We start from the raw sequence: 23,994 nt of genomic DNA on the forward strand, positions 1-23,994 counted from the left end.
GCCGGGGGCACAGTGGCACCGAAGCGATGGCAACGGCTCGGGCCGCCTTGCTGGCAGCGGGCGCCAACACCGACTGGTCACGCTACTTCCCGCGTCCCGGCCGGGTGACCGAGTTGCCCGCCTACCCCTGGCAGCGCGAGCACCACTGGACCGTGCCCAAGGAGCAGGCCGGCAGCCCGCCGGTACTGCACCCGCTGCTCGGCAGCCGGGTGCCCGCACCGTTCCCGCTGTGGGCGGGGGCGGTGGAGCCGGCTCTGGTGCCCTGGCTGGCCGATCACCGGATCGCCGGAAGCGTCGTCATGCCCGCCACCGGCTACGTGGAGATGGCACTGGCTGCCGGACGCCTGGTGTGGGACGCACCAGTGGAGGTCGAGCACCTCGATATCACCAGCGCCCTGGCCGTGAACTGGGCCTACGCCTCCGCCGTGAAAGTCCAGGTCTCCCTGGACCGCGACGACGGCCTCCTGCAGGTCTCCAGCGCCGACGGGCACACCGGTGAACCCCGTCCGCTCGCACGCGCCCGGGTACGCACACTGCTCGCCTCCCGACCCGGCCCTCTCGACCTGAAAGCACTGCGCGAGCGGTGCATGCGACGGGTGAAAGCCGAGGACCACTACGCCACGTGCACGGCCGCAGGTCTCGACCACGGTCCGGCCTTCCGCGTCCTGACCGACCTGAACACCGGTGACAAGGAAGCCCTCGCCCACTACAGCCACCCAGCCCCCGGCACGCCGTACACCGCGCACCCGGCGCTGCTCGACGGCGCCCTGCAGGCAGGCGCTCCGCTCCTGGCCGACCTGGTGGCTCGGGGCCAGGCCTACCTGCCCGCTGCCATCAGCGCTGTCCGGGTGTGGGCCACACCGTCCGCGTCCGGCGTCATCGCCGTACGGGAACGGTCCCGCACCGACAGCGAAATCTGCTGGGACATCGCTCTCGCCGACCCCGACGGCACCCTCACCGCCCAGCTCGACGGCTGCCGCCTGTGCCGCTTCGCCGGCACCCGCACCACCCCCTTGTCCATCACCCACACAGTGCTGCGCGCCGCACCCCGCGACGACGCCCCCTCCTCGGCGCCCTCACCGGTGCCACTTCCCGCCCAGGTGGTCACCGCCTGCGCACCCCGCATCGTCGAGGCCCGCACTGCCTGGAAAGAGCTGGACTACGACGGAGGCGGCGCCCAGGCCGTTCTCGCGCCCCGTACACGTGAGGAGTGGGACGCTGGTCTCACCACCGCCGGCGAAGTCTCGCCGACGGTGGTGTTGCTCCTGGGCGAGGCGGCGGACGACCCGAACACGGTGATGGCACAGACCGCGGACCGCGCAGAAATCCTGCGAAGCTGCGCCTGCGCCCTCGAGACGCGGCAAGAGGGCAACTGCCGTCCAGAGCTGTGCGTGGTGACCCGCCCCAGTGGCGCTGTCGAGGTCGGCCTGGACATCGAGCAGCCGACCGATGCGGCGGTATGGGCCATGGCGCGCTCGATGGCCAACGAATGGCCCGGAACGCGGTTCCGGCGAGTGTCCCTGACCCGCGCCGGCGACCTCGACCGGAATGCCCGCCGTCTGGCCCAGGAGCTGTGCACGCCCGGGGACGAGGACGAGATCGTGCTGACGGCACAGGGCCGGTTCGTCCCCCGCGAGCAGCATCGCCCCAGCGCCCGACCGGCCACCGACGGCCGGCCCTATACGATCCGCGTCCGCAATCCCGGCCTGTCCTACCAGCTGTCCTGGCAGGAGACCGTGCGACCGGAGCCCGGCCCCGGCGAGGTACTCGTGGAGGTCAGGGCAACCGCCCTGAACTACCGCGACATCATGCGGGTCACCGGCCTGCTGCCCGCCGAGGCCAGCGAAGGCATTCCCTTCGCGGACGGCTTCAGGATGGAATGCGCGGGCCTGGTCGTCACCTGCGGTGAGGGGGTGACCCAGCTCAAGCCGGGCGATCGCATCGCCTGTATGGCGGCCGCCGCCTTGGGCTCCTACGCCTTGGCACGCTCCGAGGCCGCCGTCCGGCTACCGGACGACACCACGTTCACCGAGAGCGCCACCCTGCCGGTGGCCTACGCCACCGTCCTTTACAGTCTGGGCACCCTCGCCCGCCTCCAGCCCGGCGAGACCGTCCTCATTCACGGCGCCGCCGGCGGTGTCGGCCTGGCCGCACTGCGCTACGCAACCGCCCGCGGCGCGAACGTCATCGCCACCGCGGGCAGCGACATCAAGCGGAACTTCCTCGAATTCCTGGGCGTCAGGCATGTCCTGGACTCCCGCTCGCTGGATTTCGCCGACCAGATCCGCTCGATCACCCAGGGCCGTGGCGTCGACGTCGTACTCAACTCACTGGCCGGCGAGGCCATGCCCCGTAGCCTCGAACTGCTGCGCCCCGGCGGCCGGTTCCTCGAACTGGGCAAACGCGACTTCTACGAGAACAAGCCCCTTCTGCTGAGGCCGTTCAAGAACAACATCGCGTTCTTCGGCGTCGACCTCACCAGGGTCATCGCCGATGAGCGCCAACTCGCCGGACTCCTCGCCCAGCTCGAGGATCCAGCCCTGCACGACGTCGTGCGTCCCCTTCCCCACAGCGTCTTCCCGGCCGCGCGCGTGGACGAGGCGTTCGCCTTCCTGCAGCACTCGCGCCACATCGGCAAGGTCGTCGTCGCCTTCGATCCCCTGGACGAACCACCGCTCGTCGAACCCCGCGTCCAAACACCCCGCCTCGACCCGGCCGGCACCTACCTCGTGACCGGCGGCACCAGCGGCTTCGGCGCCGAGACCGCCAAGTGGCTCGCCGGCCTCGGCGCCCGGCACCTCGCCCTCGTCAGCCGGCGCGGCCCCGACGCACCAGAGGCCGAGTCGGTGCTCACCGCCCTGCGCCAACAGGGCGTGCAGGCCACCGCCTACGCCACTGATGCCGCCGACCTCACGGCCATGACCGAGCTCGTGGCCCGGATCGATGCCCAGGGCCATCCGCTGCGCGGTGTCGTGCACGCTGCTGATGCACCACAACGCCGCCGTGGCCACCGTCGCGCATTGGGGCATTACCGCATTACGCCCTCGCCTCGGCCTGGGACACAGCGCCGAGGCGGCCCTTCCGGCCGGACACGCGGAGGAATACACCCCACTGCCCTCCCGGAGAGGCCCGGCCACCGACCAGAAGCAACCGGCCGCCACCTGAAACCCATTCCCCGTCGACACCGGACTGCTCATGACCGCATCACAACGGCTTGCCCAGGCCTACGCAACAGACCAGAATCCCCTCTACCCCGTACTTGGTGCCCTCGGCTGGGGAAATCTGGTCAATCTCGGCTACTACACCCCGCTGACCATGCCGCGCCTCCTCGGCGGCCTGTCGTCGTTCCAGAGCGCCCTGGTCACTCGCTCCCTCAACCTGCTGGACATCAAGCCGGGTGACCGGGTTCTCGACGTCACCTGCGGGACCGGGCACACCACCCGCCGCATCGCCGAGCAGGGTGCTGACACCGTCGGTATCGACCTCTACCCGCCCCACCTCACACAGGCGATCCAGCAGCACGGTCACGATCCCCGCGTTCGCTTCTTCGAGGCCGATGCCACCGATCTCCGCGCCGGCCTGCCTCGATACGGCCAGAGCCTCACCACGCCGTCCACGGACGGGGCCCTCTTCGACAAGGTGCACTGCCTGGAAGCAGCGTTCCACTTCGGCCCGGACGGCCGACGCGCCTTTCTGGAAGATGCCTACTGGCTTCTCAAGCCCGGCGGTCGGCTGGTTCTCGTGGACTTCGCCTGGTCCACCAGCGACCCCACCGAGATCAACGCAGCCGATCCCGGCCGACTCGTCCGCGACACATGGGCCTTCGAAGAGTTCGAGCCTCTTGTCCGCTACATCCGGCACGCCATCGACATCGGCTACCGTCCGTGCCGCGCCCTGGACTGGACCCACCACGTCACACGCCGCTTCATGGTGCTCGGCACCCTCACCGCCCGAATGGCACTCACCGCAACGGGACGCCGCGCTCTGCGAACGTTCTCCCCGTCACTCGGCCGACTGACGACCGCCCAGTGGATGTCGTTCTCCGCCGTCGTCTCGGCCCACGTACCCGTTCAGCGCGCCAGCCGCTACCTTGCCCTGGTCCTGGACAAGCCGGCCACGGCAGGCGCCGACCGTAGCAACTGGACGCGAACGAGCCGCGGTCCGCTCTGGTATGACCCAGAACCGCCGCATAGCCGGAGCGACGCAAGAGGCTCGCCGTGGCCAGTGATGCACTTCGAACCGGGACGAGATGCTCGTTGTCGGGGAGCTGGACATGTTCACCAAACGATCTTGACAGCAGGCCATCCCACCTGGGGCCCGCGGGAACGTCGCTGCCTGCGAGTTCAGTCAGTTCGAATCCTGGAGCCACTTCCGTTCCGAACTTGTTCAACCACGGTGCACCCGGGCCCGCATAGGATCCGAACATCAGCACCCCTCCTGTCCGCGTGCCGAACCGCCCTCGTTCCCGGAGATGACATGAGCAGCGCCCTTCTCGTGATGGACGTCCAGCAGGCCATCGTGGACATCGCCGACGACGGCTCCGGGTATCTGACACGCCTGCGCAGGGCGATCGACGGGGCGCGGGCGGCGGGCATCCCCGTGATCTACGTGGTCATAGCGCTGCGTCCCGGCTTCCCTGAAGTCGGCACGCGCAACAAGGCTCTCGCTGCCATCGCACAGGCCGGCCTCTACGTCGAGGGCGCAGCGGGCACCGAGATCCACCCCGATGTCGCGCCCCGGCCGGGTGACGTAGTCGTCACCAAGAGGCGGGCGAGCGCGTTCTCGGGCAGCGATCTCGATGTGGTGCTGAGGGCACGTGGTATCGACAGCCTCGTGCTCACCGGCATCGCCACCAGCGCTGTGGTGCTGTCCACCGTGTGCCAGGCGAACGACCTGGACTTCGGCCTCACCGTTCTCTCCGACGCCTGTCTGGACACCGATCCGGAGGTCCACCAGGTGCTCGTCGAGCGACTGTTTCCGCAGTGGGCGGACGTCGTCGCCGTCGACGCCTGGGTCGAGACGATCGCGCCTGAGTAGCGGCGGGCGAGCCAGGGGATCACGATCGGGAATTCCTTGGCCGGTGGGATGGGCCGCGGGATCGTTCGAGGCCCCTGACGAGCGGGCGTCATCGCGCCCCGGCCGTCATCACCGCCGTATCCTCCGGTGGCAGCCACGCCGTGGTGGAGGAGTGCATCCACCCTTGTGACGCGCCGAGTTCCCGTGCGGCCGCCCGCAGTGCGTCGAGGCCCGGGTGGCGCAGGCCGCGCCGCCACACCATCGACACCGGTGACAGGGGCACGGGGTCCACCAGCGGCCTCAGCACCATCCCCGGCACCTCGATGAACTCGGCGGCGGCCAGCACCGACCAGCCCCGCTTGCGCACGACCCGGATGAACTCCTCCGCGCCCTCGAGCTCGGGAAAGGGCTCGGCCATGACGATCCCGTGCCCCTCGAAGAGCCGCGCGGCAAGGCCGGTCCACTCCGCCGTGGCGGGGTTCCCCGCCCCGGCGTACACCGTCTCTCCGCGCAACGCCCCCACGGGCACCTCGTTCCGGGTGGCCAGCGGATGCTCCTCGGGCAGCAGCACCGCCATCCGCTCCAGCCGGACGGGCACGTGATCGAGCTGTTCCCGTACCGCCGGCGTCAGCCCTGCGACCCGGCCGAAGGAGACGTCCAACCGCCCGGCGAGGATCTGCTCGGCCGCGCCGCACAGGCCACTGTGGTAGCGGGTGACGAACTCGAGCGCGGGAGCGGCCGCCCGAGCCGCCGTCACCACCCGCTGCCCCGTGGACACCGACACCGACACGTCGACGAGCAGCGGCCGTACCTCACCGGCGTACGCGGCCGCCAGCTCGTCGTAGGCGGCGAGCACGCGCCGCGCGTACGGCAGCAGCCGAGCGCCCTCGGCCGTGAGTGCCACGGACCGGGTCGTTCGAATGAACAACCGTGCTCCCACGGCCGTCTCCAGCCGCCGGATGTCGCGGCTGAGCGCTTGCTGGGCGACGAAGAGGCGCGCTGCGGCACGCGTGAAATGCAGCTCCTCGGCAACGGCGGCGAAGGCCCGCAACAAGCGCGGCTCAAGGTCGTAGGGCACGGCACGCAGTTAACAACACAAACGCGTGAATGGCCACTGACCAGGTGTTGGACCGGAAGGCAGCGACCGGGGACCGTGGACCACATGATCCGTTTCCTTGCCACCCCGCCCCGCTGGACCGACGCCCCCGCCCCGTCCCCGCGCCCCGCCCTCCGCGTACGCGTCCGCATCCGCACCGCGCTGACCGCCGCCCGGCGGGCACGGCCCTGAATCGCTCACGTCCGGGGCCGCGCCGCGTGGCGGCCCCGCTCACCCGCGGAGACAATGGCCGCAAGAGCGCAGGAGGCGGCCAAGGGAGGCGGCCATGCGGATCACCAACCTCAAGGGCGAGTCGGCCGAGTACGCCCGCGCCCGCGAGGAACTGCAGCAAGCCGAGATCGAGCTGATGCGCCACTGCGAACGCGTCGCCGATCAGCGGCGCCGGCTTCCGCCGGGCCCCGTCGTCGAGGACTACGTCTTCGAGGAAGGCCCCGCCGACCTGGAGGACGGCGACACCCCGGTGACGACCGTGCGGCTGAGTGAACTGTTCACCGACCCCGGCCGTGACCTCGTCGTCTACCACTTCATGTTCGGGAAACGGCAGGTCGAGGCGTGCCCCATGTGCACCATGTGGATCGACGGGATCAACGGTGTCGCCCGCCACATCGCGCAGAACGCCGACCTCGCGATCGTCGCCGCCTCCGACCTGCTCACCCTCCGCTCCTACGCCCGCACCCGGCACTGGACGAACCTGCGCCTGCTCAGCGCCGGCTCCGGGACCTTCAAGTACGACCTCGGCAGCGAGGACGCCGAGGGCCACCAGGACTCGACCGTGTCGGTGTTCACGCGGGACGGAGACGGGGCGGTGCACCACTTCTACTCGGCGCATCCGCGCATGTCCGACGACATCGACGAGCGGGGCCTGGACCTGATGGCCCCTGTGTGGCACATCCTCGACCTCACGTCCCGGGGCCGGGGCGAGTGGTACGCCGGGCTCGACTACTGAGTCCCGGCCAAGGAGCCGGCTACCGGGACGCGTCCGTCGAGCGGGCACCTCGGTCGGCAAGGTCGTCCAACTGGCGGGCCAGCAGCTCCACCACTTCTGTCGCCGCACCCCGTTCTCCGTCGATACCCACCTGCAGCAGGAGGCCGTCGAGAGCGGCTGACGCCAGACGGGCGGCTCCCGGGGCGACGGCCGGGGCCAGGCCCGCTTCGACGAGCCACTGCTCGGCAGCCCGGAGGTAGGCCGATGTCGCCGGCGCCAGTTGCCGGCGCCAGAGCTCGTCCGTGCCGGCCAAGGAGGCCGCTTCCAGGTACACACGCATGGCCACACGGACGCCGGGCTCCTCGAACGCCTGCCACAACGCACGTACCAGATCGGACGGCTTGGCGACCTGCTGCGTCCGCCACATGTCCGTGAGGTCGTCGAAGGCCCGGTCCAGCAGGGCCACCACCAGCCCCTCGCGGCTGCCGAAGTGGTACACGAGCATCCGGTCGCTGGTGCCCAGTGCGGCGGCGAGGGGCCGCAGGGTGAGCGTCGCCAGGCCGTTTTCCCCCACGTAGCCCATGGCTCCGCTCAGCAACTCCTCACGACGGGACATGTGCCTCCTCCTCGAACGCCGTGTAGCGTGAGCGTATGTAGCGATCGCTACATACTAGGTGGAACGCGCTGAGTGAACGGCGAGGTGCAGACATGACGGCGATACGACGGCTCATGCACGTGTGGCCCGAGACCGCGGGAGCCCTGGTGATCTGGGTGGCTGCCTCGGCGGCGGTCACCGCCCTGGCGCCCATGCTCGCGGACGCTCCGACCGCACCGGCCGCAGCCGCGGTCGCCATCGCCTTCACGGGCATCGGCGTCCTGGTCGGCCGGCTCCTCCCGGCCGGATACAGCATTCGGCTCGGCATTGCCGTCGTCATCGTTGGCCAGCTCCTCGACGTCTTCCTCGTCCTGGCCGCCGACGGGCTCTACCCGCGGACCGACGAGGGCGGCAGCGGACGCATCCTGCTGCTCCTGCTGGCCGGATATGCAGCATTCCTGCTGGGCGCCCTCGCGGGCGACCGCTCCCTGAAAGCCAGCCAGGCGCGGTAGAGCCGGATCGTGACACACCGGCCGTCCCTGACGCCCGTTGCAGCGGGGCGCGCGGGCGGGGAAAGTTGAGGGGTGTCCGGCGGATCGGTGGCGGTAGTGGCGCGGATGGTGCACATGGTCGTCCTGGGAGAGTTCCGTGCGGACAGGCTCGCCCCTGCGCTCAGGAGCGGTGGTGCGAAGGTCACCGTGCTGGGATTCGCGGACCTGACATCGTTCCTGGGCCCCGGGACCGCGTGCGGAGAGCTGCCGGCGGAGCTCGACGAAAGCGGGCTGCTGCGACTGCTCAACGACTGCGGGGCCGACGTCGCCGTCCCCAACATGGGGTGTCAGGGCCAGGAGCAGTTCCTGCCCGTCTACTCCCGGGCCGCGTCACGGCTGCGCGGCGCCGGCTGTCATATGCCCGTGCACCCGGAGACGTTCGCCGTGCCGGCCAGTGACAAGGCGGTGTTGCACCGCCTGGCGGTCGGGCGGGGCTGGCCCGTGCCGCGGGGCGTGGTCTGCGAGGAAGCGGCGGAGCTGCCGGGCGCCGTGGGCGATCTCGGGCTTCCCGTACTGGTCAAGGAGGCCCGCAGCGAGTTCCACGCCGGACGCCACTACGTGCGGGACCGGGGCCGTCTGGAACGGGTGTCCGGCGAGGTGAGGTATCCGGTGCTGGTCCAGGAGGCGGTGTCGGGGGACGAGTACGCGGTGGAGTTCCTCTCCGGGCAGTCGGTCACCGTCGCGTGGCCGGTGGCTTCGCTGGGTCGGCTCGACGGCGACTGTGCTCCGGGCCGCCGGGTGAGGGTGGCGCCGGCGGCGCTGCCCGCGCGGGCGCAGGAGCAGCTGACCGCCACGGTCGCCGACATGGTGGAGTCGACCGCTCCCTGGGGGCCGTGGCAGATGGACTTCGCCGTCACTGATGACGGCCGGCTGCAGGTGATCGAGCTGAACGGCCGACTGAGCGGCGTGTCCAACATGAGCTGGGCGAGTACGGGCCTCGATCCGCATGTGGCGTACGCGCACGCTGTGCTGGGCCGTCCGTCGTCCGCCCCGCGGGCCCACCGGGTCGCGCTCGAACTGCCCGTGCGCAATGGGGTCGCGCTGCCGCCCCTGCCGGCGGGGACGCGGCTGATGTCCTTCCCGGGGAATCCCGCCAACCCGGGGCCTTTCATCGGTGGCTACCAGCGCCCCGTCCTGTGTGTCCCGGGCGACCGCGCCAGCGCGGTGGGCGCGGTCGGCGCCTGGCTGCGGTCCCTGCTGCCGGGAACGCTGCTGAACGGGGCGGACGAGGCGGCTGCTCAGCTGGGGCGAGGGCTGGACGCCCTGCGGCGGGGCGGCGGCCGACCCGGGGTGTGACGGCGTATGACGGGGTGACGGCCCGCGTCGTGACGGGCTTCCCGCCTGCGCCGGTACGGCGTCACGCGAGGAGGTTGGTGATGAGCTTGCGCACCCTGCCCTTCGCGACGGGCAGGACGCCGTGGACCAGCTGGGTGCCGTAGACGACGGTGGTGCCCGGCGGCGGGCTGCAGATCCAGCGGGTGTGCGGGAGGTCGTCGAGTTTCACCGGGCCGGAGCGGGCGGTGATCTCGTGGACGATCCGCGTTCCGGGTGCGTACGGGCTCCCGGCCGTCGCGGTCGCGTCGCTCCACAGGGCCTCGGCCGAGTAGGTGTCGAGGTAGAACTCGCCGCCCTCTTCGGCGTCCTGGAGGTTGAAGGCGACCCGGGCGATCCGCTGCGGCCGGGCCTGCGGGTCGCCCACGCCGTGAACGTGCGGACGGATCTTGTCGCCGGGCTTGAGGTCGTGATAGAGCCATGGGTCGGTGCCCGAGGCGGAGGGGAACACCCGGCGCAGCGCGGGCAGGGCCCGGCGCATGGCGCCGTTCAGGACAGCCTGGGCCGCGTCGGGCGGTGTCATTCCCTCGCTGGGACGTACGGGGATCCAGCCGGTGGCCGCGAGGTGTTCGTCCAGGACCTTGGTCAGTTCGGCCGTCTCGTCGGCGGTGAGGAAGTCCTCGACGGTCTGCACGGCCAGGGTCTCGGTCATGTGGATCACTGGCGGACTCCTCTCGCGGGACCGGTCGGCCCGACCCTCTCATTCCAGTGCGGGAGCCTGCCGCGGCCAAGCACCGGCTTCGGCCAATCACGAAGGGCCGCTTGACGGTCCGGCTCCCGCCGCAAAGGGTGAGGGAGTGACGTCCCGGGGCGCAGGCATCGGCGTAGGTACGGACACCGACGTGCTGGTTGTCGGGGCCGGGCCGACGGGGTTGCTGCTGGCGTGCGAGCTGGCCCTGGCGGGTGTACGGGTCCGGGTGGTCGACAAGCGTTCGACGCCCCACCGGGAGTCACGGGCGCTGAACCTCCACCCGCGCAGCATCGAGCTGATGGACATGCGTGGTCTGGCCGGCCGCTTCCTGGCTGCGGGCCGTACCGTGCCCGGCTGGCAGTTCGCCGCCAGTCTCGAGCGGCGGCTCGATTTCACCGCCCTCGACACCCGGCATCCCTACGCGCTGCTGCTCGCCCAGGTACGGACCGAGGCGTTGCTGGCCGAGCGAGCCCGGGAGCTGGGAGCGGAAGTCCACCGCGGGTACGAGGCCGTCGCCGTCGGACAGGACGCTTACGGTGTCGAGGTCGTTCTCTCCGGCCCCGGCGGCCCGGTCACCATCCGCTCCTCGTACGTCGTCGGCTGTGACGGCGGGCACAGCCGGGTGCGGCAGGCGGCCGGCATCGCCTTCCCGGGGACGCGGGAGTCCATGAGCGCGGTCGTGGGGGACTTCGCCGCCGCCGACCACGCGTGCATCGACCGCGCCCGGCAGCATGGCGTCCTCGTCGCCCGCCTGGAGACCGGGCTGACGCGGTTCGTGGTCATGGACCCCCGGCGGATCCGGACTCCCTCCTGCGAACCGGTGACCCTGGAGGAGTTCCGCAGCTCGCTGAGACAGGTCTGCGGCACGGACTGCGGCATCGGCAAGCCCCGGTGGCTGTCGAGGTTCGGCAACGCCACCCGCCTCGCCGAGACCTACCGCCGCGGACGTGTCCTGCTGGCCGGTGATGCCGCGCACGTCCACTTTCCCGTCGGTGCCCAGGGCCTGAACACCGGCTTGCAGGACGCCGCGAACCTCGGGTGGAAACTCGCCGCCACGGTCCGGGGCTGGGCGCCGCCCGGCCTGCTGGACACGTACCACGCCGAGCGGCACCCCGTCGGCCACGCCGTCACCGCGGCAACCCGGGCACAGACGCTGCTGGTGGAACTCCCCCTCACCGAGCAGTACGGACGACCGGCGAGGCTCCTGTGCGAGCTGCTCGACACGCTCCTGGGCATGAGCGAAGTCAACCGGTACCTGGCCGGCCGGATCTCCGCCCTCGACACCACCTACCCGGCCTACCCGCCGTCCCTGTCGGATGCCGACCCGCTCACCGGCCGGCGTATGCCCGACATCGACCTGCCTACTGCGTCAGGACCGGCCCGCATGTACGAACTCCTCCACGACGCCCGCTTCGTCCTGCTGCACTTCGGCGACCGGCCGGGCCCGGACGAGCCCTCTCGCACCCGTGCGGTCACCGTCCACCGGCACGCGGCCCGGCCGGACCTCGACGGCGTGAGCGCCGTACTCGTCCGTCCCGACGGCCACATCGCCTGGGCGACCCGCACCACCGACCCCCGGGCCCTGCAGGCCGAACAGGCCGAGGCCCTGCTGGCATGGACCGGCGCCCGAACCGGGTGAACCGCGCGTTCCCTTCGCGCTCGGCGACCGGATCCGAGCGCCCTGCGCCCTGCGCCCAGGGCCTGTCATGAGAAATCCTGCCCCCGCCCTGCGGCGGTCCGCAGTCCGCAGCCCCCGGCCCCAGTCGGTCGACAGACTGCCCAGGCCGGGATGACTGGCTGCCGTCAGGCCGGGATCCACGAAGCCGTACCCGGGCCGCTGCTCGTCGAAGAGCCGCAGCCACACCGCGCCGATCGGCCCGTCTGTGTCCGTGACCGCCACCGCTCCCAGGTCGCCCGGCCGGGGCCATCCGGCGACGTAGTACGCGATCCGCTCGTCGCGCAGTACCCCGCTTCCCGGCCGGGAGCTCGCTGTCCGGGGCGCCAGCTCACTGCTTCGCCCAGCATCTCCGCCAGGAACCCGGCGTCCCCCGGCCCGGCAGCCCGCAACGTGAAGTCCATCCGGCAATGGTCGGCCTTCCCGGCGGACGCAAGGTAGAAGTCCCCGGTGGGTGGCTCTGTTCACCAGGTGGACGACGCGCCAGCACCACCGGCCTGGCGTGATCGAGGTCGCCTGCTCAGGTGTACCTCAAGGTCGTTTCGGGGTTCGTTCAGGGGCGGGACCGCGGCAGACGCGTCAACCCCGCCGCGGTGATCGGGAGTCCTCCCGGATACCGAATCCCAGGAGAGACGGAGCACCCCTCGTGGCCACATACGCCTTATCCCGCCCTCTGGTCGCCCTGGCCCTGGCAGGAGCGGCAGCCCTGACCGCCGCCGTCCCGGCCGCCGCTGCACCACCCGCTGCCTCACACCACTCCGCGACACAGGACGCCCTCGACGCGATCACCCGCGCCGGAACCCCTGGAGCCCTGGCCCGCGTCGACCGCGCGGACGAGATCTGGCACGGCACTTCCGGCGTGGCGGATACACGCACCGGTCGACCCCGCCTGCCGCAGGACCGGTTCCGTGCCGGCAGCTTGACCAAACCCTTCATCGCCACTGTCCTGCTGCAGCTCGCCGCAGAGCCAGAGTACGGCCTGGCGATCGATGACACGGTGGACAAATGGCTGCCCGGCCTGGTGCGAGGCAACGGCAACGACGGGCGCCGCATCACGCTGCGCCAACTGCTCCAGCACACCAGCGGGCTCTACGACTACATTCACGATGCCCGGTTCCGCGCCAAGTTCACCGGCGAAGCCTTCCACATCCACCGGTACGACGGCGCCACGCCGGAGGAACTGGTGCGGATCGGGCTCGCTCACAAGCCACTCTTCACTCCCGGCCTCAAGTGGTCGTACTCCAACACCAACTACATCCTGGCCGGCATGGTCATCGAGAAGGCCACCGGCAACTCCTACGCCTCGGAGGTGGAGCGGCGCATCATCAAACCTCTCGGCCTGCGCGGGACCACATTGCCCGGCACGTCGTCATCGATTCCCGGCCCGCACGGGCGGCATTACTCCAAGCTCTACGTGAGCGGCCCCTCCGCCCGGGTCCACGACGTCACCGACTTCAACCCTTCCGTCTCCGGAGCCTCCGGCGAGATCATTTCAACGACCCGCGACCTGAACGTCTTCACCCGCGCCCTCCTGCGCGGCAAGCTGCTTCCCCCGGCCCAGCAGAAGGACATGTTCACGGGCTACGACATCGGGGACGGCCGGTCCTACGGCCTGGGAATCAGGTCACAGACGCTCAAGGCATGCGGCGTGAAAGTCTGGGGACACTCAAGCGAGATCCCTGGCTCCCTGACCCGAACAGCGGCCACCGCTGACGGTGAGCACGTCATCACCCTCAACCGGAACAGCGACTGGGGTGACCCCGCACTCGAGCAGGCGACCATCGAAGCAGAATTCTGCGGACCACGACGCCTTGGTATGGAGCCGACAGCTCCCACAACTACTTGAGTAACCGATACTCGTGATCATCCGGACTTGCTCAATCAGCGCTCATGATCCGCAAACCGTTCTCCATCAAGCTCTCGATCTCGCCCGCGAGGACGCCGAGCAGGTGGCCTGGGGCGGTCGTGGCGGTCTGGAGGCCTCTACCTTGACCGAAGCCCCTGTGCGGACGGGTGGGGTGTGCCGCTGGCCTCGGGACCATGGTCTCGTCCAAGCGCCGACCAAGGCGACTTCCGAGCCGCGCCCGGACGGTGACCGGGCGGAGAAGACCCCGCGCACACAGGTGGAAACCGGCGATAAACCGCTGGTCTGCTCGTCTTGGGCCCCAATACGGTGACCGTCATGAGCGGCTGTCTTCCTGTTCCCGTGCCTGACATCTGTGTCCGTGTGAAGCTGAACGTCGGTGCCTGCGGACCGTATGCGCACATCGTGGCGGACTTCGAGCCGCCCGGTCCGGGCGGCTGTCGGGACCTGCTCTCATGGCTCCGGCCGGGCGGAACATGACCTGATGGTGACGTAGGCGGCAAACGCAGCGCCGAGGCGGACGCCGCAACTCGTGGCAACGGACGTAGGGGGCGGGGCCGGGGCGATCAAGCAGGCTCGGCGAGGTCCTGTCGGCAGTTCATGAGCTGACTCGGCCCCCGACGCACAGTGGAGCCGAACGCGGTCGAGAAGTTCTTCGGCGAAGGCCAGAAGGGGAACGAGACGGGCGCACGGGACCTGATCGGGGCCGCCTGGCACTACCTCGACCAAGCGTCAACGGGATGCCCCCAAGTACCAGCGCAGCCTACGCAGCAGCTCCTTGCCGAGGGAGGTCTGCGCCCGGTCCAGGAGGTCATCGACATGCGCGCGTTCGGTCGGTGGCAGCGCCGCGTACACCGTGGCGGCGTCGGCGGGGCCCCAGTCGTGGAGGGCGGTGCGGGCGCGGGCGCGCAATCCGGGGTCGGCGTCGTCCAGGAGGGTGAGGAAGCAGCGGAGCTGGGCGGCCGTGCCGTGTGCGGCCAGCAGGCGGAAGGCGGCCAGCCGGACGTAGCGGGGGCGGTCGGCCGCCAGGCGTGGGCGCAGGTACTCCTCCGGGAGGCGGGTGGCCGTGGGCGTGAGGGCGAGGGAGGTCTCGCGGACCACGGCCGCCGACGGGTCGTCCAGCAGCGGCACGAGCTGCTCCGGTCCGGCTGTGTCCAGCATCCGCAGCGCCCGCACGGCCCGCGCACGCACCGCGGCCAGCGGGTGCGCCAGCAGGGACTGCAGCGAGGGGGCGTCGGCCGCGCTGCCGCACTCGCCGAGCCCGGAGACGGCGCCGGGGCAGACGTTGGCCGAGGCGCACAGGGACCGGTAGTAGGGCAGCGGCTCGACGCCGTGCTGCCGCAGTACCCAGCGGGCGCAGGCGCGGACGAGCCCGGAGCGGTCGGCGAGGAAGGCCGTGGCCCGGCCGGTGTCGCCGGTGCGGTTGAGGGCGGTCACGCCGGCAGCGCGGACACGCGCCTGCCGGGCGCCCAGCAGCAGCCGGACGATATCGCCTTGTTCCCCGCTGTCCCGCGTGCGGGCGAGTGCCGCGTCCGCACAGAGGTCCTGGATGACGATGTCGTGGTCAGTGGCCGCGATCCGGGCGAGTTCGGCCGGGGTAAGGCGCCTTTGCTCAACGGCGATGCGGTGGCCGAGACGCCGGGCGGGCCGGTCCTGGCTGCTCAGCAGCGCGTCGGCGATCTCCCCCTCGCGCAGCACCTCTTCCAGCAGTTGCTGGGCGAAGCCTCCGTGGCGCCGCTGCGCGACGCGCAGGACGACAGCGGCGACCGTGGCCAGCATCTCCGGCGCCGCCTTGGGCAGCGCGCTCCCCAGCACCGTCTGCGCCACCTCACGTATGGGGGTGGCCCAGTCCGCGCAGCGCACGGCGATCAAGGGGAGGAGGGCAGTGGAGCCGGGGGACGTGAGGGCGGCCTGCCGTATACGGCCGTCGGGATGGCAGAGCGCGAGGGCGAGGGACGGCTCGTCCGGCGCCGGGTTCCCGGCCCGGAGCCAGTCGGTGGCGGGAAGGCTCCACAGTCGGCGCACCGCGAGGTCGAACGCGACCCAGTCCTGCGGGTTGGTGGTGTCGAGTACAGCACCCATCGATGAGCCGGGCCCAGGTCCCGACCCGGCGACTTTGAGCACGGACAGGGCCAGGTCGATCCGAATGTTCATGTACTGCGTCCCCGCCTCGGTCGGTCGATCATGGCGACCGCATCATAGAACGGACGTTCTGCCTCATGCGCGGCGTTTCCACCCACCTGCCTCCCGGGCGGCGGCAAGGACGGGGGAGCTGGTGCGGACGACACCGCGTCCTGGATTCGCAGTCTCCGCCATTCGCGCGGCGTGACGCCGTAGGCCGCCCGGAAGCGGCGGGTGAAATGACTGGGGCTGGTGAATCCGCAGCGGGCCGCCACGGCGGACACGGGAAGGGCGGCGTGGCGGGGGGGAAGCCAGCAGGCGGCAGGCGGCCTCCAGTCGTTCGGCGATGACACGCTGCTCGAGGCTGATGCCGGCCCGGCTGAGGACCGCGTACAGCTGTCTTCTGGACACGGCGTGTTCGCGGGCTATGCGGTCCGGGGTGAGCTCCGGGTCGGTGAGGTTGCGGCGTACGTAGGCCATGATCCGGGCGGTCAGGGAGTCGTCCATGACCGAGCGGACCCGCCGGTCGTCCTCCTCGTGCGCCGCCGAGATCAGCAGGGCCCGAACCAACTCGGTGGTGCCGTTGGCCAGGGCCGCGGCGCCCGGGTCGGCCTCCAGGCGGCCGGGGTCCTGCCACAGTGCGCGCAGGTGGGCCAGGACCAGGTCGTGCAGGGGGCTGGCCCGCAGCCGTACAGAGGCTCGTACGACGGTGTCGACCGGCACCCCGAGGTGCTCCATGTCGACGGTGACGGCTCGGGAGGCGCCCTCTCCGGTCCATCCGTACCGGCGGGGCGCCAGCTCGTGGAAGACGGCGATGTCGTCGAGGCCCAGGGTGTACCGCTCGCCTCCGTTCTCGGCGTGGTGGACACCCGCGGTCTGGAGAGAGAAGGAGACGACCGGACGGTCGCGGTGCCACCGGACGTGCCGGGCCGTGCGCCGCACCTCGAAGCCTGTGGTGCGTGCGTCGAACAGGTCCAGCGGCCCCACCCGCCATGCCTCGAACCGGGCGCGGATCCCTGTTTCGGGTGATTCATGGACGACGTCGTTCGGCACCGACGTGTCCGTCAGCGCGTGATGGAAGGCGTCCACCCGGTCCTCGGGCGCGAAGGTGTCCAGATCCAGCAGCAGCACGAAGTCCCCTCCCTCCGATCAACCTCTCGGGCACCACACGCGCAATTCTCCGGCAGGCGTCGGCCTCCTTACGGTGGGCGGCTGTCTTCGAGGAGGCCTGCTTCGCCCCCACGCCTCTGGCCGGCGTCCGTCCCGCTTCGTTGGGCCGTTGATGGCTTTGGCCGGCACACCACAGCCATCACGGACTCGAGCACTCGCAGGCACAGGGCGTGCACTCTCAGACCAGTCCCGCCTCACCAGGAGTGAAACGCTGTACCCGAACGCCGGGCCACGGCAGACGGCCAATGTGCCGTCCGTCCGGCCGGCCGTGAGCAGCGCTCGCGAGTCGCCAGTGAAGTGCATCAGTGGGATGGACGGCAAAGGAGCTCAGCGTGTTCATCGTGAACCTGTGTCAACGTGCGGCCCGGCGTGCTGCCGGGCTCCTCGTGGTACTCGCCTTGTCCGCTGGCATGCTGGGCGCGATCACGCCCGCCGCCCATGCCGATCCGGACCGGCCACTGTCGGTCGTCGACTGGGACATCACGGGCCTCGAACACGGCGGCCAGGGGCACCACGACCGGTACTGGCACGTCATCGATCAGGTGCACCGGATCAGCGGTCACGACTTCTACCAGGTCCTGGACGAGACCACGACGACCTACAACCGGCTGATCCAGATCAGAGTGAGGTACGCCGGACAACACGTGGTGTCCCTCTACTACTGGGCCAACACCTTGTACCTGGCAGGGCTCTACCAACCGGCACAGCCCGACGGCACCGGAAACCGCCACTACGTGTTCCCCGACGGCTACCCCGACGCCTTCAACCAGGTCCTGGGTGTGCGGGCCGAGCGCCTGCCCTGGAACGGGAGTTACGCCACCCTCCCAGCCGGCAGCACCCGCTCGGAGCGGCAGCTCACTCCTCAGAACCTGCAGAACGGGCTGCTGACGCTGCGCAGGACACAGGAGCTCCTCCGCTCGTCAGCCGGCAGGAACACTCTCGGGTCATACCTCGTGGACGTCATCGGCGCGACCGCCGAAGCCGCCCGGTTCGGCTACATCTTCGACGTCGTACGACAGAACATCAGAAGCCGCACGTCGACACCGATCGGCCGCTTCGGCGCGGACCTGGAGACGAGCTGGGGCCATCTCTCGGCCTGGGTGTACGAACGGCTCCGCAACCCGGCCGGGGACGGCTTCACCATCGGTGCCCCGGGCTACAGCAGGTACTACCCCACGGTCGCCGCGCTCATCGCGCACCTGGGATACATCGAACTCAACGGCCACAAACGCAACGGCTGACGCCAAACCCAGGCGCCCATCGGTGCGATCGATTCGGACCCCGCCGCCCCCGGCCCCCGGGCGCCCGCCGGGTCAACGTGTCGGCCGCCGTTTCGTCCCGGCGATGGGATTACCCCGGCCTCCGGAACCCACATCCATCTCAGCGGTTAAGCGTACGAACGCTACGGCTGGGATTACCCCAGCCCGCACCCCCTAGGGAGAGACATGCTTCAGCGCATCGCCGCACCCGCTCTCGGGTTCCTCCTCGCGTCAACGGCACTCCTCGGCCTGGCCGCCCCCGCCGGCGCCCACGATGGCGACCACGGCACCGGAGAACACCGGATCGGTCGCGCGGTCGGGCATGACGAATGCACAGCAGGCAATATCTGCTTCTGGTCCGAACGCGGCTTCCGCGGGCACAAGACCGTCTACAAGTCGGCGCTCGTGGAGTGCACCCGCATCGTCAAGCCCTCCGCCGACGCCCCCGCGCGGCTGATGACCGCCCGCTCGGTGAAGAACCGCACCGACCGCACCGTGGTCATCGGCTACAACGACCCCCTGTGCCTGATCCCCAGCAGCATCACCGCCTCCCAGACCCCGCTCCACCTCACCCCGCTGTCCGACAACGACGACCTCGGTGAGGGCATCCGCTACATCCGCTCCACCTGACCGGCCGGTCCTGTCTCGCCCGGCGCCCCATGGGAGCCCGGCGGGATGGGACGCGGCACGCTGCCGTCCGGCGAGGGGCCGCCGTAAGGCTCCCGGGGCATGTTACGGATGTAGCTGATGTGCGGTTGGTGTGCGTGTGGTGTTGGGAGAGGAAATGGTGCCGTGCTGACGCGCGGGGGCAGGCGGCTGCTCTCCCTGATGGTGCCGTCCGCGCGGCGTCGGGCCGTTGCATACGGGCAACGGACGCCGGCTGAGGCGTCCCGCCAGATCACCGGGCCGGAGCGATGAGGCTGCTGGTGCTCGGGGGGACACGGTTCGTGGGGAGGGCGGTCGCCGAGGAGGCGCTTGCCCGTGGGTGGCAGGTGACAGTGTTTCACCGCGGTCCGGGCAACGAGCCTCGAGGAACGGTCCCTGTGCACGGTGACCGGCTGGCCGCGGGAGGTCTGGGGAACCTCGTGGAGCATGGTGAGTGGGATGCTGTTGTCGACACCTGGGCGGGTCCGCCGTGGGCGGTGCGCGAGGCGGCCCGGCTGTTGGCCGGCCGCGTCGGCTCGTACGTATACGTCTCCAGCCGGTTCGTGTACGCCTGGCCGCGCCGGGCGGAGGGTCCGGCACTGGTGGACGGCTGTGCGGGCGAGGGTGAAGTGGACTATCCGCGGGCCAAGCGCGGCGGTGAGATGGCCGCTGTCGAGTCCTTCGGGGAACGGGCCGTGCTGGTGCGCGCCGGGCTGATCCTCGGCCCTCGAGAGGACGTCGGCCGGCTGCCGTGGTGGCTGGCGAGGATGGACCGCGGTGGTGTGGTCCTGGCCCCGGGTCCGCCCGAGACGCCGCTGCGCTACATCGACGCGCGTGACCTCGCCCGGTGGATCCTCGGGGCCGTCGAGAGCGGTACCGGTGGAGCCCATGACCTGATGTGCGACGCCGGGCACGCCACCGTGGGCGAGCTGTTGGCTGCGTGCGTGCAGGCGACCGGCTCGGGGGCCCGGTTGTGCTGGCTGCCACCCGAGCAGGTTCTCGCTGCCGGCATCGAGCCGTGGAGCGAGCTGCCCGTGTGGCTGCCGCCCGGCGATATGCACGACTTCATGTACGGCGCAAGCGTCGTCGACAGGATCCCGGCCGATCTGCGCTGCCGCCCGCTCGCCGAGACGGTCCTGGACACCTGGAGTTGGCTGCAGGCACAGAGCGGGCGTCCACCGGAGCGGTGCGACGGCCTTCCGGTCGGTCTTGATCCGGCAGTCGGTCTCGATCCGGCCAAGGAGGCGGCATGCTTGCGTGCGGCTTTCTGCGCCGGCGCGGCGCACCGCCCTGTGGCGCGGCGTGGGACGGTGGCGGAGGGGCCGCCGTGATGGGCGCGGCCCGCATGTCCGTCCGGCACGGCGTACAGGGTGCGGCGTGCGGGAGGGTCCGGCCGCCGCGATAGTGAGTGCCATGCCGGACACATCCTCCGACTCCACCTCCCCGCAGGCCTCTACTGTCCTGGGTTCTGTGACCTGGGAGCAGTTGCGGCGGACGGTGCGCTGGGCGTCCGGCTGCCGTGAGCTGGCGTCGGCCTGTGCGCGGTGGCTGCAGGACAACGGTGCCCTGGATCCGGCAGTCGGGGTAGGGCCTGCGGAGCTGGCCGACGTTCCCCGGATGACCGGGGACCAAGCGCTGGACGCCGCTCGCGTCAACCTGCGCGGCCGCCCCGGGCACTATCTCGTCAGCAGCGGTACCACCGGGGGGCGCGCCGTGCGAGCGCTGAGCGGGCGGGATGCCTTCAGCCCCGGACAGCTGCGGGCGTGGCGGCCGCTGCGCCGCGGGGACGTGCTGGTGAACTGCTTCCCGACCGGCGGGGCGTACCTGCACACCGAGCGTCTCGCTGACCAGTGCGGCGTTCACACCGCGGCGGCCGAAGGGGAGACGGTGGCCGACATCGCCGAAGAGCTGCTCGAGATCGGCGCGAATGCGGTGGCGGGTTACCCGCAGACTCTCGGTTACTGTCGCCCCCGACCTGCTGTCTGTCATGCGCGCCGACCCGGCCGCCGACGACGAGGCGCTCGTGGCCGTACTGTTCAGCCGGTTGTTCAGCGCGCAGACGGCCCCCGCCCTGCTCACCGCCTGGCTCTTGCACCTGCTCGCCGGCCACCCCCGCGAGCAGCAGCGGCTGCGCGAAGAGGCCCGTACCGTCCTCGGCCCGGCTGGCACACCGCCCACCGTCGATCCGGCACGCCTGGTCGCCACCCAGCACGCGCTGCGCGAGACCCTGCGCCTGTACCCCCCGGCGTGGCTGCTGGACCGCACCATCCAGAGCCCCACCACACTCGGGGGACGGGATCTGGACCCGGGCACCGAAGGACGGGTCGTCACCTACCTCATCCACCGCGATCCAGCCCACCACCCCGACCCCGACGTCTTCGCCCCCGCCCGCTGGGCCGACCCGCAGCCGGACCTCCACCGAGGCGCCTACCTGCCCTTCGGGACCGGCGGCCGGTACTGCCGCGGCGCGCTGTGGGTCACCACCATCGCCGCGCTCACCAGCGCAGCCCTGCTGCGCCGCCACGACTTCCGGCACACCCCCGGCACCCGCGTCTGCCCGGCGTTCGGCGCTCATCTGGAACCCACCGGGCTCCGCCTGGATACCCACTGCGCATCACCTGGATGAACGGCAGTGACGGTAGGCAAGCCCGCTCTGTACGGCGAGGTGGTGACATGCACCCGAAACGTCGCGAGTCGCGTCCGGCTGCCGAAGCGCTCGGTCCGCGCTACCCCGTGGCAAAAGAGGCCAAGGAATGCCTCGATGCCGGCATGTCCGTCAAGGAAGCCATGGAGCATGCTCGAACAACTGTGCCGGATGGCAAGAACATGGCGCCACAACAGGTCGTTCAGGGCATGCACGACATCCTTGCTCTCGGCCCGGACGAGGCCCCGGACGACGACCGCTCGGAGGACGACCGATCGAAGGGCGACCGATCGAAGGGCGACCGACGCCACGGCCCGCAGGCGTGATGCCGGGCCAAGGAGACGCGGCGCAGGCTCGCCGCCGACTTGCCGCCGGTGATGGAGGCGTTGACCAGGACAGGCAGCGATTCGACATCCAGATCGACGCAGACGAGCCTGCCGCTGGCGCCGGGCCGCGAGCGCGCCGACGGCGCTCCGTCAGGAGCGGGTGTCTGGCGTCCTGGGGCCGTAAGCTCTAGCAAATCGTGCCATTACATGCTGCCCGTAGAAGACATCCTGGGTGTCCCGGGAACCGGAGTCGGCCGGCCTCGTTCGGTGTCACGAGGGGCCATGTCCCTCTCCCTCCGCCGAGTTCGGCTCCGTCCGGCCAGCATCCCGCGCCGTGGCCATCCGAGCCAGGGTGTCGACCTCGGACAGCGTGATCGCCGGAGCCGTGGTGCGGCGGGACACGGATGCGGTGATCTGCCGGCTGCGGTTCCGGATCGCGGCGCAGGTGGGGTGATCGGGGCAACAGCCTCACTCACGGGTGGGTATCGACCCCAGTCCCTCTCGAACCGGAACTCAGCCTTGATCACCCGAAGATCTGGACTCTTACGGACAGACCGCTCCCCAGCAGCCGTGAGGGTGGGAAGAACGTCCGGTGGGGCAAGGTCGACCTACCGGAGAACATCACGGGACCGGACCCATGGGGCCCAGTGGAGTATGTGCACATCACCGAGGAGTATTACCGGGGGCCCGAGTACGTTCCCGAGACAGACCGGAGGACGGGCAAGCCGAAGGAACAGATCGCCTGGCGCGCCGAAGGCTCTTCCGGCAAGGGGCCCGGCTCATGGACGACTCACTCCTGCCTACCGTGCGAGCAGCGCACCCCGTACCTGATCTGCGACAGGCCGGCCGAGGACTGACCGCAGGGCGCCCGGCCTCCGGGAACGTTCGCGAGGAACGGCGCGGGCCCGGGAGCGGGCCGGCTCCCGGGACTACAGTGCGGTTCATGCGGCTGCTCCTGACGTCCGACACCCACCTCCCCACCCGGGCCCGGAAGGTGCCGCCGCCCCTCCTGACCGCAATGGACCAGGCCGACGTCGTCCTCCACGCCGGCGACTGGACCGACACCGCGACTCTGGAGCTGTTCACCGCCCGCGCCCGCCGTCTCATCGCGGTCCACGGCAACAATGACGGCCCCGACCTGCGCGCACGGCTGCCGGAGATCGCCCACGCCGAGCTCGGCGGACTGCGCTTCACGGTCGTCCACGAGACCGGCCCGGCCCGCGGCCGCGAGGAACGCTGCGCCGAACGCTTTCCTTCCACGGACGTGCTGGTCTTCGGCCACAGCCACATCCCCTGGGACACCACCGCCCCCGGCGGCCTGCGCCTGCTGAACCCCGGCTCGCCCACAGACCGGCGCCGTCAGCCCTACCGCACGTACATGACCGCTCGTGTGGACGCCGGCGAGCTCACCGAAGTGACGCTGCACCGCATCGAGGCGACAGAGGCGAGGTAGGACTGCGGTTTCGTCGGTCCTGCATGTGTGACCAGCTCGCGGGTACCCCGGAGGTTCCCGCCGCATCCGCGTGGTGGGTGCACGCTCAGGACCACGGAGGTGGCCGATGGCTCGGCAGCAGCCCAAGAAGACGTCCCAGGACCCCTACGGACGAGCCCGCGACCCGAAGGAGCCGGGATCCCATTCCGGCGGAGAGAGCCAGGCGCGTGAGCGCACCGTGCCGGGTACGGCGAGCGCTCGTGAGGGCTATCAGACCGAGGGCGGCACCGCGCACGATGAGGCCCTCGAAGGCGTGAGGGCACGCGGCGGGAGGGCGAAGAAGGACAAGGAGAGGGCGAAGGAGCAAGCACGCGGTGAGGCACACGGCAAAAGGACCCAGTCGTGAGCGCCGGAGGCGGCAGGAAGACCCCGGGGCGCGGCCGAACGCGAGACTGCCCGCAATCGGAAGGGCACAGAGAACGCCGGGGAGCGGACCGGCGGTACGGGTGGCTCCGGGAAACCGCAGTTGGACGAGCCCCCGGATTGACCACAGGCGCATCTCACGTCTTGCCTACCCGCCAGGACACCCGGCGGGCGTAGGGGCTGGAAGCCCTCCGGAAAGCACCCGGGC

Annotated in this window: 20 protein-coding genes and 2 pseudogenes; 16 read left to right on the plus strand and 6 right to left on the minus strand. The window is 70.8% G+C overall.

Annotation, left to right across the window (positions count from 1 at the left end; translation table 11 throughout):
* The first annotated feature begins 26 nt into the window (after positions 1-26).
* The 3 genes and pseudogenes from ACIG36_RS14505 to ACIG36_RS14515 all read left to right on the plus strand — a co-directional run bounded on the left by ACIG36_RS14505 (position 27) and on the right by ACIG36_RS14515 (position 5,037).
* On the plus strand, positions 27-3,401 hold the full coding sequence (locus ACIG36_RS14505; RefSeq protein ID WP_399926682.1) for an SDR family NAD(P)-dependent oxidoreductase: 3,375 nt from the start codon (positions 27-29) through the stop codon (positions 3,399-3,401).
* Positions 3,316-3,777, plus strand: a pseudogene (locus tag ACIG36_RS14510) (SAM-dependent methyltransferase); the annotation flags it as partial. The gene ACIG36_RS14505 and the pseudogene ACIG36_RS14510, both read left to right, overlap by 86 nt.
* A 699-nt stretch (positions 3,778-4,476) precedes the next feature.
* Positions 4,477-5,037: a cysteine hydrolase family protein gene (locus ACIG36_RS14515; RefSeq protein WP_399927605.1), complete on the plus strand. Its 561-nt coding sequence runs from the start codon at positions 4,477-4,479 to the stop codon at positions 5,035-5,037.
* An 88-nt stretch (positions 5,038-5,125) separates the two neighbouring features.
* Here the strand turns inward: ACIG36_RS14515 and ACIG36_RS14520 are convergent, their stop codons facing one another.
* Complete coding sequence (locus ACIG36_RS14520) at positions 5,126-6,094, minus strand: LysR family transcriptional regulator (RefSeq protein WP_399926684.1); 969 nt, start codon at positions 6,092-6,094, stop codon at positions 5,126-5,128.
* Between the two features lie 84 nt (positions 6,095-6,178).
* Here ACIG36_RS14520 and ACIG36_RS14525 point away from each other — a divergent pair, with 84 nt between their 5' ends.
* Both ACIG36_RS14525 and ACIG36_RS14530 read left to right on the plus strand, forming a co-directional pair.
* Complete coding sequence (locus ACIG36_RS14525) at positions 6,179-6,304, plus strand: hypothetical protein (RefSeq protein ID WP_399926687.1); 126 nt, start codon at positions 6,179-6,181, stop codon at positions 6,302-6,304.
* A gap of 94 nt (positions 6,305-6,398) precedes the next feature.
* Entirely contained in the window at positions 6,399-7,079 is a 681-nt protein-coding gene (locus ACIG36_RS14530) for a DUF899 family protein (protein ID WP_399926689.1), read from the plus strand.
* Positions 7,080-7,098: 19 nt separating this feature from the next.
* Here the strand turns inward: ACIG36_RS14530 and ACIG36_RS14535 are convergent, their stop codons facing one another.
* Positions 7,099-7,674 (minus strand): TetR/AcrR family transcriptional regulator, encoded by a 576-nt coding sequence (locus ACIG36_RS14535; protein WP_399926690.1) that lies wholly within the window; start codon positions 7,672-7,674, stop codon positions 7,099-7,101.
* A gap of 92 nt (positions 7,675-7,766) precedes the next feature.
* On the opposite strand from ACIG36_RS14535, the gene ACIG36_RS14540 reads away from it, so the two are divergent.
* Positions 7,767-8,165: a hypothetical protein gene (locus tag ACIG36_RS14540; protein WP_399926692.1), complete on the plus strand. Its 399-nt coding sequence runs from the start codon at positions 7,767-7,769 to the stop codon at positions 8,163-8,165.
* 72 nt (positions 8,166-8,237) lie between these two features.
* On the plus strand, positions 8,238-9,500 hold the full coding sequence (locus tag ACIG36_RS14545) for a hypothetical protein (protein WP_399926694.1): 1,263 nt from the start codon (positions 8,238-8,240) through the stop codon (positions 9,498-9,500).
* Positions 9,501-9,561: 61 nt separating this feature from the next.
* On the opposite strand, the gene ACIG36_RS14550 is transcribed toward ACIG36_RS14545, so the two are convergent.
* Positions 9,562-10,197 (minus strand): hypothetical protein, encoded by a 636-nt coding sequence (locus ACIG36_RS14550; protein ID WP_399926696.1) that lies wholly within the window; start codon positions 10,195-10,197, stop codon positions 9,562-9,564.
* A gap of 181 nt (positions 10,198-10,378) precedes the next feature.
* On the opposite strand from ACIG36_RS14550, the gene ACIG36_RS14555 reads away from it, so the two are divergent.
* Both ACIG36_RS14555 and ACIG36_RS14560 read left to right on the plus strand, forming a co-directional pair.
* Positions 10,379-11,866, plus strand: a complete 1,488-nt coding sequence (locus tag ACIG36_RS14555; RefSeq protein WP_399926698.1) for an FAD-dependent monooxygenase — start codon at positions 10,379-10,381, stop codon at positions 11,864-11,866.
* 682 nt (positions 11,867-12,548) lie between these two features.
* The gene (locus tag ACIG36_RS14560; protein ID WP_399926700.1) at positions 12,549-13,748 is read left to right on the plus strand and encodes a serine hydrolase domain-containing protein; all 1,200 of its coding nucleotides are present in this window, start codon (positions 12,549-12,551) and stop codon (positions 13,746-13,748) included.
* 750 nt (positions 13,749-14,498) lie between these two features.
* On the opposite strand, the gene ACIG36_RS14565 is transcribed toward ACIG36_RS14560, so the two are convergent.
* The 3 genes and pseudogenes from ACIG36_RS14565 to ACIG36_RS14575 all read right to left on the minus strand — a co-directional run.
* Positions 14,499-15,920 carry a hypothetical protein gene (locus tag ACIG36_RS14565; protein ID WP_399926702.1) on the minus strand — a complete coding sequence of 474 codons (1,422 nt, stop codon included), beginning with the start codon at positions 15,918-15,920 and terminating at the stop codon, positions 14,499-14,501.
* Positions 15,917-16,240: an AraC family transcriptional regulator gene (locus tag ACIG36_RS14570; RefSeq protein ID WP_399927607.1), complete on the minus strand. Its 324-nt coding sequence runs from the start codon at positions 16,238-16,240 to the stop codon at positions 15,917-15,919. The genes ACIG36_RS14565 and ACIG36_RS14570 overlap by 4 nt, the downstream gene beginning before the upstream one ends.
* A 259-nt stretch (positions 16,241-16,499) precedes the next feature.
* A pseudogene (locus ACIG36_RS14575) lies at positions 16,500-17,018 on the minus strand (AraC family transcriptional regulator); the annotation flags it as partial.
* A 437-nt stretch (positions 17,019-17,455) separates the two neighbouring features.
* Between ACIG36_RS14575 and ACIG36_RS14580 the strand changes: the two are divergent.
* The 7 genes from ACIG36_RS14580 (at position 17,456) to ACIG36_RS14610 (ending at position 23,769) form a co-directional block, all read left to right on the plus strand.
* Positions 17,456-18,298, plus strand: a complete 843-nt coding sequence (locus ACIG36_RS14580) for a ribosome-inactivating family protein (RefSeq protein WP_399926704.1) — start codon at positions 17,456-17,458, stop codon at positions 18,296-18,298.
* Positions 18,299-18,502: 204 nt separating this feature from the next.
* Positions 18,503-18,946: a peptidase inhibitor family I36 protein gene (locus ACIG36_RS14585; protein ID WP_399926706.1), complete on the plus strand. Its 444-nt coding sequence runs from the start codon at positions 18,503-18,505 to the stop codon at positions 18,944-18,946.
* Between the two features lie 284 nt (positions 18,947-19,230).
* The gene (locus ACIG36_RS14590; RefSeq protein WP_399926708.1) at positions 19,231-20,292 is read left to right on the plus strand and encodes an NAD-dependent epimerase/dehydratase family protein; all 1,062 of its coding nucleotides are present in this window, start codon (positions 19,231-19,233) and stop codon (positions 20,290-20,292) included.
* Positions 20,293-20,948: 656 nt separating this feature from the next.
* Entirely contained in the window at positions 20,949-21,587 is a 639-nt protein-coding gene (locus ACIG36_RS14595; RefSeq protein ID WP_399926711.1) for a cytochrome P450, read from the plus strand.
* 47 nt (positions 21,588-21,634) lie between these two features.
* Positions 21,635-21,931, plus strand: a complete 297-nt coding sequence (locus ACIG36_RS14600) for a hypothetical protein (protein WP_399926713.1) — start codon at positions 21,635-21,637, stop codon at positions 21,929-21,931.
* 943 nt (positions 21,932-22,874) lie between these two features.
* A complete protein-coding gene (locus tag ACIG36_RS14605) occupies positions 22,875-23,384 on the plus strand; it encodes a metallophosphoesterase family protein (RefSeq protein ID WP_399926715.1) in 510 nt (169 codons plus the stop codon).
* 106 nt (positions 23,385-23,490) lie between these two features.
* The gene (locus ACIG36_RS14610; RefSeq protein WP_399926716.1) at positions 23,491-23,769 is read left to right on the plus strand and encodes a hypothetical protein; all 279 of its coding nucleotides are present in this window, start codon (positions 23,491-23,493) and stop codon (positions 23,767-23,769) included.
* Positions 23,770-23,994 lie beyond the last annotated feature (225 nt).

This window comes from Streptomyces sp. NPDC053048, assembly GCF_044547045.1.
Lineage (GTDB): Bacteria > Actinomycetota > Actinomycetes > Streptomycetales > Streptomycetaceae > Streptomyces.